This window comes from Corallococcus sp. AS-1-6 (assembly GCF_020037015.1).
Taxonomy (GTDB): Bacteria; Myxococcota; Myxococcia; order Myxococcales; family Myxococcaceae; genus Corallococcus.
This window is the reverse complement of the sequence record NZ_JAIQDE010000008.1, coordinates 190,583-205,002: the sequence shown is the minus strand read 5'-3', so window position 1 is coordinate 205,002 and position 14,420 is coordinate 190,583. Positions and strand designations below refer to the sequence as shown.

15 protein-coding genes are annotated in these 14,420 nt (G+C 71.5%); 7 read left to right on the top strand and 8 right to left on the bottom strand.

Going from position 1 to position 14,420, the window contains the following annotated elements; genetic code table 11:
* The first annotated feature begins 135 nt into the window (after positions 1 to 135).
* On the top strand, positions 136 to 1,455 hold the full coding sequence (locus tag K8612_RS13930; RefSeq protein WP_223742943.1) for a carbamoyl-phosphate synthase: 1,320 nt from the start codon (positions 136 to 138) through the stop codon (positions 1,453 to 1,455).
* 9 nt (positions 1,456 to 1,464) lie between these two features.
* On the opposite strand, the gene K8612_RS13925 is transcribed toward K8612_RS13930, so the two are convergent.
* The 3 genes from K8612_RS13925 to K8612_RS13915 all read right to left on the bottom strand — a co-directional run bounded on the left by K8612_RS13925 (position 1,465) and on the right by K8612_RS13915 (position 4,224).
* Positions 1,465 to 2,910: a pyridoxal-dependent decarboxylase gene (locus tag K8612_RS13925; RefSeq protein ID WP_373692103.1), complete on the bottom strand. Its 1,446-nt coding sequence runs from the start codon at positions 2,908 to 2,910 to the stop codon at positions 1,465 to 1,467.
* A 25-nt stretch (positions 2,911 to 2,935) separates the two neighbouring features.
* Positions 2,936 to 3,787, bottom strand: a complete 852-nt coding sequence (locus tag K8612_RS13920; protein WP_223742944.1) for a glycosyltransferase family 2 protein — start codon at positions 3,785 to 3,787, stop codon at positions 2,936 to 2,938.
* Positions 3,788 to 4,053: 266 nt separating this feature from the next.
* A complete protein-coding gene (locus K8612_RS13915; RefSeq protein ID WP_223742945.1) occupies positions 4,054 to 4,224 on the bottom strand; it encodes a hypothetical protein in 171 nt (56 codons plus the stop codon).
* A gap of 178 nt (positions 4,225 to 4,402) precedes the next feature.
* Between K8612_RS13915 and K8612_RS13910 the strand changes: the two genes are divergently transcribed.
* Positions 4,403 to 5,212 (top strand): arginyltransferase, encoded by an 810-nt coding sequence (locus K8612_RS13910; protein WP_223762594.1) that lies wholly within the window; start codon positions 4,403 to 4,405, stop codon positions 5,210 to 5,212.
* On the opposite strand, the gene K8612_RS13905 is transcribed toward K8612_RS13910, so the two are convergent.
* Positions 5,199 to 6,098: an alpha/beta fold hydrolase gene (locus K8612_RS13905; protein WP_223762593.1), complete on the bottom strand. Its 900-nt coding sequence runs from the start codon at positions 6,096 to 6,098 to the stop codon at positions 5,199 to 5,201. The genes K8612_RS13910 and K8612_RS13905 overlap by 14 nt on opposite strands.
* 422 nt (positions 6,099 to 6,520) lie before the next feature.
* Here K8612_RS13905 and K8612_RS13900 point away from each other — a divergent pair, with 422 nt between their 5' ends.
* Together K8612_RS13900 and K8612_RS13895 are read left to right on the top strand one after the other, a co-directional pair.
* Positions 6,521 to 7,657, top strand: a complete 1,137-nt coding sequence (locus tag K8612_RS13900; RefSeq protein ID WP_223742948.1) for a glycosyltransferase — start codon at positions 6,521 to 6,523, stop codon at positions 7,655 to 7,657.
* A 93-nt stretch (positions 7,658 to 7,750) separates the two neighbouring features.
* Positions 7,751 to 9,433: a glutamine--tRNA ligase/YqeY domain fusion protein gene (locus K8612_RS13895; protein WP_223762592.1), complete on the top strand. Its 1,683-nt coding sequence runs from the start codon at positions 7,751 to 7,753 to the stop codon at positions 9,431 to 9,433.
* Between the two features lie 66 nt (positions 9,434 to 9,499).
* On the opposite strand, the gene K8612_RS13890 is transcribed toward K8612_RS13895, so the two are convergent.
* Both K8612_RS13890 and K8612_RS13885 read right to left on the bottom strand, forming a co-directional pair.
* Positions 9,500 to 9,982: a GNAT family N-acetyltransferase gene (locus K8612_RS13890; protein ID WP_223762591.1), complete on the bottom strand. Its 483-nt coding sequence runs from the start codon at positions 9,980 to 9,982 to the stop codon at positions 9,500 to 9,502.
* Between the two features lie 114 nt (positions 9,983 to 10,096).
* Positions 10,097 to 10,600 carry a DUF3592 domain-containing protein gene (locus tag K8612_RS13885; protein ID WP_223742951.1) on the bottom strand — a complete coding sequence of 168 codons (504 nt, stop codon included), beginning with the start codon at positions 10,598 to 10,600 and terminating at the stop codon, positions 10,097 to 10,099.
* A 168-nt stretch (positions 10,601 to 10,768) separates the two neighbouring features.
* Between K8612_RS13885 and K8612_RS13880 the strand changes: the two genes are divergently transcribed.
* Positions 10,769 to 11,602 (top strand): 3'(2'),5'-bisphosphate nucleotidase CysQ, encoded by an 834-nt coding sequence (locus K8612_RS13880; RefSeq protein WP_223762590.1) that lies wholly within the window; start codon positions 10,769 to 10,771, stop codon positions 11,600 to 11,602.
* Here the strand turns inward: K8612_RS13880 and mug are convergent, their stop codons facing one another.
* Positions 11,603 to 12,103: a G/U mismatch-specific DNA glycosylase gene (gene mug / locus K8612_RS13875; RefSeq protein WP_223742981.1), complete on the bottom strand. Its 501-nt coding sequence runs from the start codon at positions 12,101 to 12,103 to the stop codon at positions 11,603 to 11,605.
* A gap of 195 nt (positions 12,104 to 12,298) precedes the next feature.
* Between mug and K8612_RS13870 the strand changes: the two genes are divergently transcribed.
* Positions 12,299 to 13,558, top strand: coding sequence for a glycosyltransferase 87 family protein (locus K8612_RS13870; protein ID WP_223762589.1), 1,260 nt, complete (start codon positions 12,299 to 12,301; stop codon positions 13,556 to 13,558).
* A 71-nt stretch (positions 13,559 to 13,629) separates the two neighbouring features.
* A complete protein-coding gene (locus tag K8612_RS13865) occupies positions 13,630 to 13,938 on the top strand; it encodes a hypothetical protein (protein WP_223742954.1) in 309 nt (102 codons plus the stop codon).
* A 19-nt stretch (positions 13,939 to 13,957) separates the two neighbouring features.
* Here K8612_RS13865 and K8612_RS13860 read toward each other — a convergent pair whose 3' ends face one another.
* On the bottom strand, positions 13,958 to 14,332 hold the full coding sequence (locus K8612_RS13860) for a DUF423 domain-containing protein (protein WP_223742955.1): 375 nt from the start codon (positions 14,330 to 14,332) through the stop codon (positions 13,958 to 13,960).
* Positions 14,333 to 14,420 lie beyond the last annotated feature (88 nt).

Genomic DNA, 14,420 nt, shown 5'->3' with positions numbered 1-14,420 from the left:
AGCACCTCGTCCGCCGCCGGCCCGTCGAGTCCCGACTTCGGGGGAGGGCGTCTGTCACAGCGCCCCCACCGCCAATCCCGTCGTTCCTCGGCGCGCCCTCGCCGCGAGGCCGACCCCGCGAAACTGGAGCAAGAGATGGAAGAGGCCGCCTACTCCGATGAGGCCCCCGCGGCCGTCATCGCGGCCCGGCCCCCCGCGTTGCTGTTCTCCGCCAACTTCTACGGCACCCTGGCCGCCGCCCGCTGTCTGGGCCGCCACGGCGTGGACGTGACGGTGGCGGACACCGGCCGGTTGGGGCCGGCCAGCTACTCGCGCTTCGTCAGCCGCCGCGTGCAGTGCCCGCCGGAGTCCCAGCCGGAGGCCTTCCTCCAGTGGCTGGTGGACTTCGGCCTGCGCGAGCCCGTCAAGCACGTGCTCTACCCGACGAGCGATGAGCTGGCGTGGCTCATCTCCGCGCACCGCTCCAAGCTGGAGGACCTCTTCCACCTCTACGACCCGGGCGTGGACGCGGTGTACGGGCTGCTCAACAAGCGCCGGCTCTATGAAGTGGGCACGGAGGTGGGCCTGCACCTGCCGCGCACCTGGTTCCCCCAGTCCGAGGAGGACCTGGAGCAGGTGCGCCGCGAGGCGAACTTCCCGGTGCTGCTCAAGCCCACCACGCAGATCCTCCACGCCACGCACCGCAAGGGGCAGCCGGTGTCCTCGCCGGACGACCTGGCGCGCGAGTACCGCGAGTTCGCGCGGGACACCTACGCGCCCATGCTCGTGAAGTTCGACCCGGCGGTGGTCAACCCCATGGTGCAGGAGTTCCACCCGGAGGCCGCCGAGGGCATCTACAGCCTCTCCGGCTTCGTGGACGAGTCCGGCGAGCTCTTCGAGGCGCGCGCCGCGATGAAGGTCCTCCAGCGTCCGCGCCGCCTGGGCGTGGGCGTCTGCTTCGAGTCCGCGCCGCTGCGCGCGGACCTGGTCGCGGGCCTCACCCGGCTGTGCAAGAAGCTGGGCTACCACGGCGTCTTCGAGGTGGAGTTCATCCAGACGAAGGACTCGTACCTCCTCATCGACTTCAACCCGCGCTTCTACGGGCAGATGGGCTTCGACATCGCGCGGGGGCTGCCCCTGCCGCTGCTCGCGTACCACGCGGCCACCGGGGACCGGGACGCGCTCACCCGCGCGGTGGAGGACGCGCGCGACGCCAGCGCCGCGCACGAGGACGCGGTGTTCTGCAACCGCATCGCGCTGGAGATGCTGCTCAACCTCCAGCGGCTGTCCGGCGCGCTGCCGGCGGACGAGGCCCGGCAGTGGCGGCAGTGGTTCAACACCCACAAGGAGACGGCGGTGGATCCGCTCATCGACCGGGACGACATGATGCCCGCGGCGGTGGAGCTGGCCACCATCTCCTATGGGGCCGCGCGCCACCCCCGCGCCTTCCTGCGGATGATGGTCTTCAACCGCTGAAGGGGGCCCTCACCCCGCGGCGCGGGACGCCGAAGGCACCGGATCATCGAAGGTGATGAGGTCCTCGTTCGTCTCCGCCCGGCGCAGCCGCCGCACCTTCCCGCCCTCCACGCCCACGATGGCCGGCTGCGGGAAGGAGAAGGACGTGCCGAAGGGCACGAAGTACGCGCCCGCGTCCATGATGGCCAGCGTGTCGCCCACCTTCAGCTCCGGCAGCCGCACCGCGTGGTACAGCGTGTCCGCCGGGGTGCAGATGGGGCCCACCACCGTGTACGCCTTGTGTGACGGCGCGGCCGGCCGCTCGACGTGGAAGAGCTGGTGGTACTCGTTGCGCACGCATTCGGCGTGGTTGATGCCCATGTCGAGCACCGCCCACGTCCGCTCGCCGCCCTCCTTGAGCGCGTGCACGCGGCCCAGCAGGAGCTGTGTGTTGCCCGTCATCGCGCGGCCCGGCTCCAGGAAGATGCGCGGGCGCTTGCGGCCGTGCTTCGCGTAGTGCGCCTCCACCTGGGACACCACCTTCGCCACGTACCGCTCGATGGAGAGCGCCGCCGCGAAGTCCGGCGCGGGCAGGTCGCGCTGGAAGGTGAGGTTGAGCCGCCAGTCCCGCTGCTCGATGTGCTCCACCGTCGGCGTGCAGAGGCTGCCGCCCAGGTCCAGCACCTCCAGGTCCAGCCCCAGCTCGCGGTGCAGCGCGTCCGCGAAGTCCAGCACCGCGCCGACGAAGCCCTCCAGCTCCGCCTCCGTGCGGATGAGCTCGCCCCGGTGCGCGTGCAGGCCCACCACGTCCAGGTGGCCGGAGGCCAGCGCCTGCCGGTACGCGGCCATCGCCTGGCCTCCCGCGATGGGCGTGCCGAACTGCGACGTCCAGCCCGACATCGTCGTCACCCGCACCGCCACGCGCGGGCGCTTGCCGATTTCCGCCGCGTGGCGTGAGAAGACGTCCAGCTCCTCGCGGTGGTTCGCGGCCAGCAGGCCGATGCCCCGGGTGATGGACTCGCGGATGGACGCGTCCGACTTCACCGGGCCGTTGTAGACGATGCGCTCCGGCGCCACGCCCAGCTTGAGCGCGAGCCACAGCTCGTAGGCGGAGATCACCTCCGCGCCCACGCCGCGCGCGTGCAGCGCGGACAGCACGCCGGGCACCGGGTTGGTCTTGTACGAGTAGTAGACCTCGCAGCCGCCCGCCGCGCCCGGAGGCACCGCCTGGAACGCGTCCGCGTTGCGGTGCAGCGCCGCCATGTGCACCACGTGCAGCGGCGAGCCGTACTCCTCCGCCAACCGGGACAGCGACACGCCCTCCAGGAAGAGGCCCTGGCCGGGGCGCGACTCCAGGCCCCACGTCTCCGGGGGGAGGAAGGCCCTGGCGGGGGCCATCGCGCGCTGCACGACGGGCCCCAGGGTCTGCTTCAACTGGCGCTTGGCGGTTCCAACGAGACGATGACGCAGGCTCACGGGGAGAGGCCCTTTCAGGAGACGCTCAAGGCAGCTTGAGGGGGAGATAGCGCGTGAGGCCGAAGCGGCCCTTCAGCGCGCGCGTGGCCACCTGCAGGAGCCGGTACTCCAGCTCGCCGTGCTCGCGCCGGTACTTGTTGTGGATGATGGCGTTGGACTCCGCCACGGACTTCTCCACCTTCGCGCCCGTCTTGCCCAGGTCGTTCATCAGCGACGGCTTGCCCACCCGGTAGTTGAGGATGGGCCGGTTCACGTAGACGTGGCCGTAGCGCCGGATGCCGCGCATGTAGAAGTCCACGTCCTCGTAGACGGGGATGTTCGGGTCGAACCCGCCCAGGGGCTGGAAGTATTCGCGGCGCACCATGCACGCGGAGTTCACGTACAGCGTGCCCAGGAACAGGATGTGCGCCACCGTCCACGCGCTGTTGGGCGTCATGGCCCCCACCTTCGCCACCCGCTCGAAGTAGGTGCTCTTGTCCTCCAGCCACTCCGGATCCTCGCTGAAGGGCACCACCCAGCCCACCGCGACGCCCGCGTCCGGCCGCGCGTCCAGCGCCGACACCATGGCCTTGAGCGCGCCTTCCGCGAGCAGGTCGTCGTCGTCCAGGAAGTGCAGGTAGCGGCCCTGGGCCAGCGTGGCGCCGTGGTTGCGCACCAGCGCGGGGCGCCCCTTGGACGGCACCTCCTGCTGGAAGTAGCGCACGCGGGCATCGCCAATGCCCTGCACCGCGTCACGGGCCGTGCCCTCCGCGGAGTCATCCAGGACGATCACCTCCACCTGGACGCCTTCCTGACGCAGCGCGGAGTGGATGGCCTCCACCACGTCCTTCTCGCGCTTGTACGTGGGCATCACGACCGAGACGTCGATTGATGACATAGGCCCCGGTTTATACCGGTGGCGCCCCACGACTGAGAAGCCAGCCGGGCCCCCGCGCACGTGGGGCCTCCCGCAACCCGGGCCCTGTGTCCGGGGTTACCCGCCCGCTGTCCGGGGAAACGAACGGGGGCGTCGGTCTCGCGGTTTCTCGGAAGTTTCTACGGCCCCTTGAGGGGGCGGACCGGAAAGAATCACGGTCCGATCGCGACAGGGGTGCCACACCGTGGCTCCCCGACCGCAGGATTTTCGCCAGCTCCGCAGGATTTTCAGTAGCTGGCGACGGCGAAGTCGAACGCGTCCAGGTCTTCCACGGCGTCCTCCACGGCGGCGGAGTGGAGGGCGTCGTCCTCCTCGAGGAACGCGTCGCCCCAGAGGGGGCCGTCCGCCTCGTCGGGGTCCATCGGCAGCCATCCGGGATGCAGTTCCTCGCGGGCCATGTGCGTTCCTCCCCTGCCGCAAGTGGTACGGCTCTCCAGCCTGGACTTGCAGCCGTTGTGCCACCTTGTGGATACGGTACGGCCCACGTGGACGGGTCGTTTCCGACGAAGGGTGGGTCGGCGGACGGGCAGGCATGGCTTGACGCGGGAGCCCGGGGCCGACAGGAAGGGAACACCGATGGCCGTCCTGCTGGCACATGAAATCGAGACCCCGCGTCCGTGCAGCTACCTGCCGGAGCGGGAGGCGTCCCTGGAGACGCTGCTGATGCGCAACGTGACGGCGCAGGAGTACGAGCACCTGCTCGTGCGCGGGTGGCGCCGCTTCGGCCCGCAGTACTTCCGGCCCGCCTGCGCGTCGTGCCAGGAGTGCGTGTCCCTGCGCGTGCCCGTGGCGGGCTTCACGCCCAACCGCAGCCAGCGCCGGGCCCGCGCCGCGTGCGCGCACCTGCGCGTGGAGGTGGGCCCGCCGCGCGTGGACGAGGAGCGCCTGGCGCTCTACCGCGCGTGGCACGCGGAGCGCGAGTCGTCCCGCGACTGGGAGTCCTCGGAACTGGGGGCGCGCGAGTACTCGCTCCAGTTCGCCTTCCCGCACCCGTCCGCGCGCGAGGTGGCCTGGTACGACGACAGCGACCCCTCCGGCCCGAAGCTGGTGGGGCTGGGCCTGTGCGACGAGACGCCGCGCGCGTGGAGCGCGGTGTACTTCTTCTACGACCCGGCCTACGCGCGGCTGTCCCTGGGCAAGGCGAGCGTGTTGTTCCAGGTGGAGCTGGCGCGCGAGCGGGGCATCCCCTACGTGTACCTGGGCTACCGCGTGCTGGCGTGCGATTCGCTGCGCTACAAGGCCGGCTTCCGCCCCCATGAGCTGCTGGAGGGCCGCCCCGCGCTGGACGCGGCGCCGGTGTGGAGCGCCTCGGCTGACACGGCGGAAGCCGCGGCGGACGCGCCAGCGCCGGAGCGGGTGGGCCCGGAGGCCGTCAGGAGCCGCTGAGCAGCGCCGCGTCGAAGAAGTCGCGCAGGTGGCGCGCGTACGCCTCCGGGGCCTTCTTCGCGTACTCGCCGTGGTGCGCGCCGGGCACCACCCAGTAGGACTTGGGTTCGCACGCGGCCTGGAAGAGCGCGTCCTGGAGGAACGCGGGCGCGTACGGGTCCACGTCGCCGTTGATCAACAGGAGCGGCCGGCCCTTGAGCCCGCACAGGCGCTTCATGGGGTCCACCGCGTCCACGTCCACGCCGGACAGGCGCAGGGTCCAGAGCACCGGCTGGACACTCAGCGGCCCCCACCTGCCGTAGCTGTAGCGCGTGTCCGCCTCCAGCGACGGGTACGCGCCCGCGGCGGCCACCGCCTTGAGGCGCTCGTCCTCGAGCGCGCCCAGCATCGCGGTGGTGCCGCCCATGGAGAAGCCCAGCACGCCCAGGCGGGACGGATCCACGTCGTCGCGGTGCGAGACGAAGTCCACCGCCGCGCGCAGGTCCTCGCGCTCGCGGTCGCCCCACGTCACCAGGTCACCGTCGCTCTCGCCGTGGCCGCGCGAGTCGAAGAGCAGCACGCCGTAGCCCGCGCGTGAGAGCACCTCCGCCTCGAAGAGCATCTGCGTGCGGTTCTCCGCGAAGCCATGCATCACCACCACCGCCGCGCGGTTGCGCGAAGGCAGGTACCAGCCGCGCAGCGACAGGCCGTCCCGCGTGCGCAGCACCACGTCCGTGCGCTCCGTGAGCGCGCCTTGCGCCACCGGCTTCAGCGGTTGGCGCGCGGGGTGCAGTACCGCGCGCGCGGTGCGGACGTTGCGGTACGCGATGACGGCCGCCACCGCGAGCACGCCCAGCAGGGCGAGCGCGATGAAACGGGCGGGACGGAGGCGGATGGGTGTCTTCACGAGGATGGATTGTGAGCCTATACCCGGAATCCAGTTCCTGGCAGGTGGCCCCCGGGCTCGTTGAGTCCCCAAGCAGTGGACCCCGCCTCCTGACGCGCCCGGCGTCCGTTGACGCGTCAATGCGGGGACTCGCCCGGCAGCAAGCCCTGCGGGTGTTTCAACGATGTATCAGCGCGCCGGTGAAGGCCGCGGCTTCGGCGTGGCGTTGGTGCATCCGGGAGATCCACGGAAAGGGCGGCGTGCAATTGTCTCCTGGGTGGCGGCGCCGGGTGACCTTCGCTACCTATCGCAAGGTGCGTGGGCTATTGATCACTCCGTCACTCCAGGGGAGGGCTCGCCGGACACTCGGACGCCGGGCGGGAGGTCAAAAAATCGTTTCTTACCGGGAATCCCAGACATTGGAACCGCAGGCGCGGCAAGAGATGGCGGTTCCGGCCCCCGGGCGGCGGCGCGTGTTGTTCACGCTCGTCTTCATGGGGACGGGGGGCATCGAGCGCTCCGTGTGCAACGTGTTGGCGGGCCTGGACCGGGAGCGGTTCGATCCCTCGCTGTTCTTCCACCATGGGCCGCCGCCGCCGGACACGCGCGGGCGCATCCCCGCGGACGTGCCCATCTCCTGGGGCGTGGGCGTGGAGGCGTACCGGCGCTGGGAGCTGCCCCGGATGCTCTGGCGGCTTTTCCATGAAGCGCGCAAAGCGGACATCATCGTCTCCGGGCAGGAGGGCAGGGCGGCCCTGCTGGCGCGGCTGGCGGGGGCCCTGCTGGGCAAGCCGGTGCTGGGGATGGTGCACTTCGACTGGGGGGCCTTCCACCGCGAGCAGCCGAAGCGCCAGCTCTGGGGATTGAAGGTGCTCTACCCGGGCATGGACCGCATCGTGGCGTGCGGCTACGACTCCGCGAAGGCGTTCGCGGAGCTGGTGAACGTGGACCGCGAGCGGCTGGAGGTCATCCCCAACTTCGTGGACGCGGAGCGGATCCGCGCCGCGGCGGACGCTCCCCTGCCCGCGTGGGCGGTGCCGGTGTTCAAGAAGCCGGTGGTCATCGCGGTGGGGAGGCTGGAGCCGCAGAAGTCCTTCGACATGCTCATCCGCGCGCACGCCCGGATGCGGGCGGCCGGGGCGGACACGCACCTGCTCATCCTGGGAGTGGGCTCGCTGGAGGCGGAGCTCCGGGCGCTGGCCGCGGAACTGGGCGTGGCGTCCTCCGTGTTCATGCCGGGCTACGCGGACAACCCGCACGCGCTGATGCGGCGGGCCACGGCGTTCGCCCTGTCCTCGCGCTTCGAGGGGCTGCCCATGGTGATGCTGGAGGCGCTCGCGCTGGGCTGCCCCATCGTCAGCACGGACTGCCCCTCCGGCCCCGCGGAGGCCCTGGACGGGGGGCGGGCGGGGGTGCTGGTGCCCATGGGGGACGACGCCGCCATGGCCCAGGCGCTGGGGCGGGTGGTGACGGACGCGAAGTGGCGTGACGGGCTCCGCCAGCGGGCCCTGGACCGGGCGGACGAGTTGTCCGCCGAACGGGCGCTCAAGGCCTGGGAGTCGTTGCTGGCCGGGGTCTGAGCGGGCTGGCTCCCGAAGGATGAGGCCGGGCGGGGGGGCAGGTCAGGAAAACCTTGCTCCCCTTGTCCCGCTTCCAAGAGGATTCGCACCATCATGACGACGACGAACGAGACGCAGGGCCTCAACTTCCTCCAGGAAGTCGTTGAGGAAGACCGGCGGACGGGGAAGCACGGCGGACGCGTGCACACCCGCTTCCCGCCCGAGCCCAACGGCTACCTCCACATCGGCCACGCCAAGTCCATCGTGCTGAACTTCGGGCTGGCGCAGCAGTATGGCGGCAAGTGCAACCTGCGCCTCGACGACACCAACCCGCTCACCGAGGACACGGACTACGTGGAGTCCATCCAGCGCGACGTGCGCTGGCTCGGGTTCGACTGGGACGACCGGCGCTTCTTCGCCTCCGACTACTTCGACCGGCTCTACGCCTTCGCGGAGCAGTTGATTTCGCAGGGCCAGGCCTACGTGTGCAGCCTGTCGCCGGAGGAGATCAGCCAGTACCGCGGCAACTTCACCACGCCGGGCCGTGACAGCCCGTACCGCACGCGCACGGTGGAGGAGAACCTGGACCTGTTCCGCCGGATGAAGGCGGGCGAGTTCCCGGACGGCAAGCACACGCTGCGCGCGAAGATCGACATGACGTCGTCGAACCCCGTGCTGCGCGACCCGCCCATCTACCGCATCCGGCACGCGCACCACCACCGCACGGGCGACACGTGGTGCATCTACCCGCTCTACGACTTCGCGCACTGCCTGTCGGACGCGATTGAAGGCATCACGCACTCCGTCTGTACGCTGGAGTTCGAGAACCGCCGCGTGCTGTACGACTGGATCGTCGACGCGCTGATCAAGGGCGACCGGCCCTACCAGTACGAGTTCGCGCGGCTGAACCTCACCTACGCGGTGATGAGCAAGCGCAAGCTGCTCCAGTTGGTGCAGGAGAAGCGCGTCTCCGGCTGGGATGATCCGCGCATGCTGACCATCAGCGGCCTGCGCCGCCGGGGCTACACGCCCGCGTCGCTGCGCGACTTCGCGAAGCGCATCGGCGTGAGCAAGTCCGACAGCCTCATCGACATGGGCGTGCTGGAGCTGTCCATCCGGGACGACCTCAACGAGACGGCGCCGCGCGCCATGGCCGTCCTGCGTCCGCTCAAGGTGGTGCTGGAGAACTACCCGGAGGGCCAGACGGAGGAGCTGGAGACGGCGAACCACCCGAAGCGCGAGGACATGGGCACGCGCAAGGTGCCGTTCATGCGCGAGCTCTACATCGAGGCGGACGACTTCCAGGAGGTGCCGGAGAAGGGCTTCTTCCGCCTGGCGCCGGGCAAGGAGGTGCGCCTGCGCTCCGCGTACTTCATCAAGTGCGAGAAGGTCATCAAGGACGCGGCGGGCAACATCACGGAGCTGCGCTGCACCTACGACCCGGCCACGCGCGGCGGCGACTCGCCGGATGGCCGCAAGGTGAAGGGCACGCTGCACTGGGTGCCGGGCAACGCGCCCGAGGCGCAGGTGCGGCTGTTCGACCGGCTCTTCTCCGTGGAGCAGCCGGACAAGGACGAGACGAAGGACTTCAAGGAGTTCCTCAACCCGAACAGCCTGGAGACCCTCACGGGCGCGCGCGTGGAGCCGATGCTCGCGGAGGCGAAGCCGGGCGACCGCTTCCAGTTCGAGCGCCTGGGCTACTTCTGCGCGGACGCGGTGGACTCCAAGCCGGGCGCGCCCGTGTTCAACCGCACGGTGACGTTGAAGGACTCGTGGGTGAAGGAGCAGAAGAAGTAGGGCGCTCCGCCCCTCGCTGATGCTTCAGGGAGCCCCGGGTGGAAGCACCCGGGGCTTCGTCGTCTCTCACGGGGGCGCTTCGCGGGTCATCTCCACCATGGTGGGACGCCAGCCCAGCCGCGTGAACAGCCGCTGGGCGGCTTCGTTCTTCGCGGCGGTGCTGAGCACGACACGCGGGGCCCCCAGCTCGGTGAGCCGCCGCACCATGGCCTCCGCGAGCAGCCTGCCGGTGCCGGTGCCGCGCGCCGCTTCCTCCACCCAGATGTCGTGCAGGGCGCCGTGCTTGTCGAGGAGCATGTTCCAGTCCACGCCCTCCATCCGGCCGTAGCAGTAGCCGACCACTTCGCCGTCCAGCTCGGCCACGAGCACCACGGCCTCCTGCGGACGGCGCGCCTCCTTGCCCAGCCACCAGCGGTAGCCGGACTCCACGTCGTCCGGGACCATGAAGCGCCGTGAATCGAAGCCGTGGTGCTGGCGCGCGAGCGCCGCGCCCATGCGGCCCAGCGCGGGCGCGTCCGAGTCCTTCGCGGGGCGGATGGTGACGGGCATGCGGTCTCCAGGAAGCGGGTGTCCGCTCCAGGTTGCGCATCGTGGGCCGCGTCTGTCGAAGCCTTCCGGAGGAAAGTGCTCAGCCGGCCACGCGGAGGGGCGGCCCGGCGTTGGCTAACGGGCCTTCGCGCGCATCTGCGGCGCCGCGCGCCTGCCCTCGCCCAGGCCGGAGCGGGCCAGCTCCAGCAGGCCCCAGCCGGCCACCAGGGCGAACACCGCGCCGACCGCCGTGACGATGTAGTTGGCGAGGCCCGTGTCGCCGCACTGGAGGCACGCCACGGACGGGTCGCCCGGCTCGTAGTGGAGCGTCACCGGGGCACCGGTCACGTAGTGGCGCGACACCGCCTGCGCGTCCGCGAGCGCGCCGGCGCCGTGGCCGTCGAAGGCCACCGTGTCGGAGGTGTAGGGGACGCCGTTCACCTCGTAGCGGTAGCTCACCTCCGGGCGGAAGCTCACCGCGCGCTTGCTGCGCAGCGTCTCCACGCGGGAGCTCACCACGGTGCCCTGCACGGTGGGCCAGTCCTTGCTCACCTTCGAGCGGTACACCATCCGGCCGCCCGCGAACGCCAGCGCCACGCCGATGCCCAGCAGGGCCAGCCCCATCAGCCACTTCATCATCGTTCCAGTCCTTGCATGCCTCCCGCGCGCTGCCCGGGGTGGGGGAGGCGAATCCCCCTGGGAAGTGCAGCCACCGGGCCAGGGGCTCCGCCCTGGAGGGAGGGGGCCGCGCGGCGGGGCAGATTTCCCCACGGGGGGCAAATCGCCCCAGTAGACTCACCGGCCTCCATGCCCGCACTCGCCCAAGAGCTCGAAGTGGCCCGGCGCATCGCCCGCCAGGCCGGTGACATCCTCCTGCAGGTCTACGCCACGGACTTCTCGGTCACGGACAAGGCCGGAGGCGCCGGGCCCGTCACGGTGGCGGACGAGCGCGCCAACGCGTTCATCGTGGGCGAGCTGCGCAAGGCCTTCCCGGCGGACGGCGTGGTGGCGGAGGAGAAGGAGGACGTCTCCGACGCGAAGCGCTTCAGCCGCTGCTGGTTCGTGGATCCGCTCGACGGCACGCAGGAGTTCGTGAACCGCAACGGCGAGTTCGCCATCCACATCGGCCTGGCCGTGGAGGGCCGGGCGGCGCTGGGCGTCGTCTACCGCGCGGTGGGGGACGTCCTGTACTCCGGCATCGTGGGCGAGCAGGGCTACGTGGAGGACCCCCAGGGCCGCCGCGCGCTGCGCGTGTCGGACGTGGCGGACCCGGCACACCTGCGGCTCGTGGTGTCGCGCTCGCACCGCTCGAAGACGACGGACGCGGTGGTGCAGCGGCTGGGCATCACGAAGGAGACGGAGTCCGGTTCGGTGGGGCTCAAGTGCGGCCTGCTGGCGGAGGCCCGCTGCGACCTCTACGTGCACGTGAGCGACAAGAGCTACCGCTGGGACAACTGCGCGCCGGAGGCCGTCATCCGCTCCGCGGGTGGCGTGCTCACGGACCTGGCGGGCAACGCGTACCTCTACGACGGCTCCGAGCTCCAGAACCGCCGGGGCCTGCTCGCGTGCAACGCCGCCGCCTTCGACAAGGTGCTGCCCGTGGCCTCGCAGGTGGCCCGCGAGTCCGGCCTGCTCAAGTAGTCAGCGCGTCCCGGCCGCGCGGCGCAGCTCGCCGTAGAGCCGCGCGAGGTCCGGGAGCTGGTAGCTGGCGTTGAGCCCGCTCGGGTTGGGCAGCACCCACAGCCGCGTGTCGCCCAGCGTCTCCTGCTGCGGCCCGAACCTGGCTTTCGGCCGCGAGAAGGCGGTGCGGTACGCGCCCAGCCCCAGCACCGCGAGGTACGCCGGACGGTAGCGCTTCACCTTGCGCGCCAGCGACTTCGCGCCCTCCGCGTACTCCTCCGCGCCCAGTTGGTCCGCGCTCGCCGTGGCCCGGTCCACCACGTTGGTGATGCCCAGGCCCAGCGCGAGCAGCTCCTGCTGTTCCGCCGGCTTCAGGAGGCGCGGGGTGAAGCCCGACGCGTGCAGGGACGGCCAGAAGCGGTTGCCCGGCCTCGCGAAGTGCACGCCCACCACCGCCGAATAGAGGCTGGGGTTGATGCCGCAGAAGAGCACGCGCAGGCCCGGGGCCAGCAGGTCCGGCATGGTGCGGCCGGTGGCGGCGGACAGCTCGTCCTTCGTGGGGCGGTGGAGCTTCATGGCGTGGGCAACCCAGGGCGGAACCTAGCGGGTCGGGTGCCGCCTCGCACGTCCCTGCGCCTGGACGCGGCCCGGGCAGGGAAGGGGACGGACGCCTTTCCCGGCGACAGCGCCCGGCCCTCAAGGGCAGAGTGGCACCTCGTGTCCGCACCGACATCGTCCGCGCCCTCGCGACTGACGCCCAGGCACTGGCTCGCGCTCGCGGTGGCCGTGTCGCCGCTGGCGCTCTACGCCTTCTCCCCGCGCGAGGGCGACCTGCCGCTGTACTTCCGCACGGCCCGCGCGTTCCTGGACGGCGCGGTCCCCAACCGCGACTTCCGCTTCGAATACCCGCCCTACGCGCTCCTGTGGTTCGTGCCCGCGGCGTGGGTGGGCGGTGGCGTGCGCGGCTTCATCCTCGCGTTCGGACTCCAACTCACGCTCGTCGACGCCGTCATCAAGGGGCTGTTGCTCTCCGAGGGCGTGCGCCGGTGGGGCACGGCCTGGCGCGCGTGGGCGCCGTTCGCGGCGTACTCCGTCGTCAGTTGGCTCCAGAGCGTGCACTACCTCAAGCGCTACGACCTCATCCCCGCGGCGCTCGCGCTGGCGGCGTTGGTGGCGCTGATGCGCGGGCGTGAAGGCTGGGCGGGCGCGGCGCTCGCGGTGGGCACCGTCACCAAGCTGTACCCGGCGGTGCTCGTGCCGCTGGCCCTGGCCGTGTGCTGGCGCCGGGGCGCGAAGCCGGCGCGGGCCCTGCTCACCGGCCTGGTCGCGGGCCTGCTGCCGCTGGTTCCGCTGAGCTTCGTGTGGCCGTGGTGGCGGTTCGCGGCCTTCCACGTCGAGCGGGGCCTCCAGGTGGAGTCCTTGAGCGCGGGCCTGCTCTGGGCCGCGCACCTGCTGGGGTTCGCCCACGTCCAGTGGGTCCACGCCCCCGCCGCCTATGAGCTGCACGGCGCGGACGCGGAGTGGGTCCGCGCCGTCACCCGCCAGGTGTGGGTCGCGGGCCTGCTGCTGGCCGTGGCCGTCTCCGCGCGCGCCGCCTGGCGCAGGCCCCCGGCGCACCTGGAGGACCTGGCCCGGCTGACGCTGGTGCCGCTGGTGGCCTTCGTCATCCTCAACCCGGTGCTGAGCCCGCAGTACCTCATCTGGCTCACCGGGGCCGCCGCGCTCGCGCTGCTCTCCGGAACGGTGGCCCCGTCCGCCGTGCTGCTGGTGGCCGCCGCCATCACGCGCGGGCTCTTCGCGGGCAGCACCTACAACACGGGCTGGCAGCCGTCGTTCACGCTGCTCCTCATCGCGCGCAACGCGATGGTGCTCTTCGCGGGGCTCGCCTGGGCCCGCGAGGCGTGGCGGTGGGGATACCCGGGCGCCACGGTGCTCGCGGAGGCGAAGGACGCACCCGCGCCGACACCGCCCGCCTGAAGCCCGGCCGCCTGCCCGGCGTGGACCGGGGCACCGCTGCGAAGCCCGGGGCTCGTGGTTACAGGGAAGGCATGGCCCGTCCGGTGAACGTCAACGCCCTGCTGCCCGTGGAGGTGGACTTCCAGCGCGAGCGCGCCTCCGGGTTGCGCCGCTCCGGGGACAAGCTGGAGGACGCCCTCGCCCTGGTGGCTCAAGCGGAGAAGGAGCTGCGCGCCCTGCACGGCCTGGCGCGGGTGGAGCGCTACGCGGCGTACCGCGCGCTCTGGAAGGAAGCGGAGCGGCTGCGCTGGAACCTCACCGTGCAGCGCGAGGCCTGCGGCCTGCGCAACCACCGCGACCTGGACCTCATCTACCCGCTGCCGCCCCTGCTGCGGGAGTGACGGCCGGCGGTCCGCCGCTTCACGGCGAGGCGCGCCACGCGGCCACGGCGAGGAGCGCCCAGCCCGCGAGGAAGCCCAGGCCGCCCAGCGGCGTGATGGCGCCCAGCACGCGCACGCCGGACAGGGCCAGCGCGTACAGGCTGCCGGAGAACAGGACGATGCCCGCGAGCATCGCCCAGCCCGCGGACTCCAGGAGCGCGGAGGGGCGCACCGTGCCCAGGAGCCCCACCGCCACCAGCGCGAGCGCGTGGTACATGTGGTAGCGCGCCCCGGTTTCGAAGATGACCTGCAGGTCCTGGGCGAGCCGGGCCCTCAGCGCATGCGCCCCGAAGGCGCCCGCCGCCACGGACAGGAAAGCGTTCACCGCGCCCACCACGATCCACCACCGCATCATCGAGTGCCTTTCTTCGCGCGCTTGACTGCGGCACGCTACACCGCGCTCCACGGCAGCGTCCTGGTTGAACACGCACCCGCCCCAGCCG

Excerpts from the sequence above, each read along its gene's own strand:
- K8612_RS13860 (WP_223742955.1), bottom strand. The coding sequence starts at position 14,332 with ATGATGCGGTGGTGGATCGTGGTGGGCGCGGTGAACGCTTTCCTGTCC.
- K8612_RS13920 (WP_223742944.1), bottom strand. The coding sequence starts at position 3,787 with ATGTCATCAATCGACGTCTCGGTCGTGATGCCCACGTACAAGCGCGAG.
- K8612_RS13880 (WP_223762590.1), top strand. The coding sequence starts at position 10,769 with ATGCCCGCACTCGCCCAAGAGCTCGAAGTGGCCCGGCGCATCGCCCGC.
- K8612_RS13865 (WP_223742954.1), top strand. The coding sequence starts at position 13,630 with ATGGCCCGTCCGGTGAACGTCAACGCCCTGCTGCCCGTGGAGGTGGAC.
- K8612_RS13910 (WP_223762594.1), top strand. The coding sequence starts at position 4,403 with ATGGCCGTCCTGCTGGCACATGAAATCGAGACCCCGCGTCCGTGCAGC.
- K8612_RS13885 (WP_223742951.1), bottom strand. The coding sequence starts at position 10,600 with ATGATGAAGTGGCTGATGGGGCTGGCCCTGCTGGGCATCGGCGTGGCG.
- K8612_RS13930 (WP_223742943.1), top strand. The coding sequence starts at position 136 with ATGGAAGAGGCCGCCTACTCCGATGAGGCCCCCGCGGCCGTCATCGCG.
- K8612_RS13900 (WP_223742948.1), top strand. The coding sequence starts at position 6,521 with ATGGCGGTTCCGGCCCCCGGGCGGCGGCGCGTGTTGTTCACGCTCGTC.
- K8612_RS13890 (WP_223762591.1), bottom strand. The coding sequence starts at position 9,982 with ATGCCCGTCACCATCCGCCCCGCGAAGGACTCGGACGCGCCCGCGCTG.
- K8612_RS13915 (WP_223742945.1), bottom strand. The coding sequence starts at position 4,224 with ATGGCCCGCGAGGAACTGCATCCCGGATGGCTGCCGATGGACCCCGAC.
- mug (WP_223742981.1), bottom strand. The coding sequence starts at position 12,103 with ATGCCGGACCTGCTGGCCCCGGGCCTGCGCGTGCTCTTCTGCGGCATC.
- K8612_RS13895 (WP_223762592.1), top strand. The coding sequence starts at position 7,751 with ATGACGACGACGAACGAGACGCAGGGCCTCAACTTCCTCCAGGAAGTC.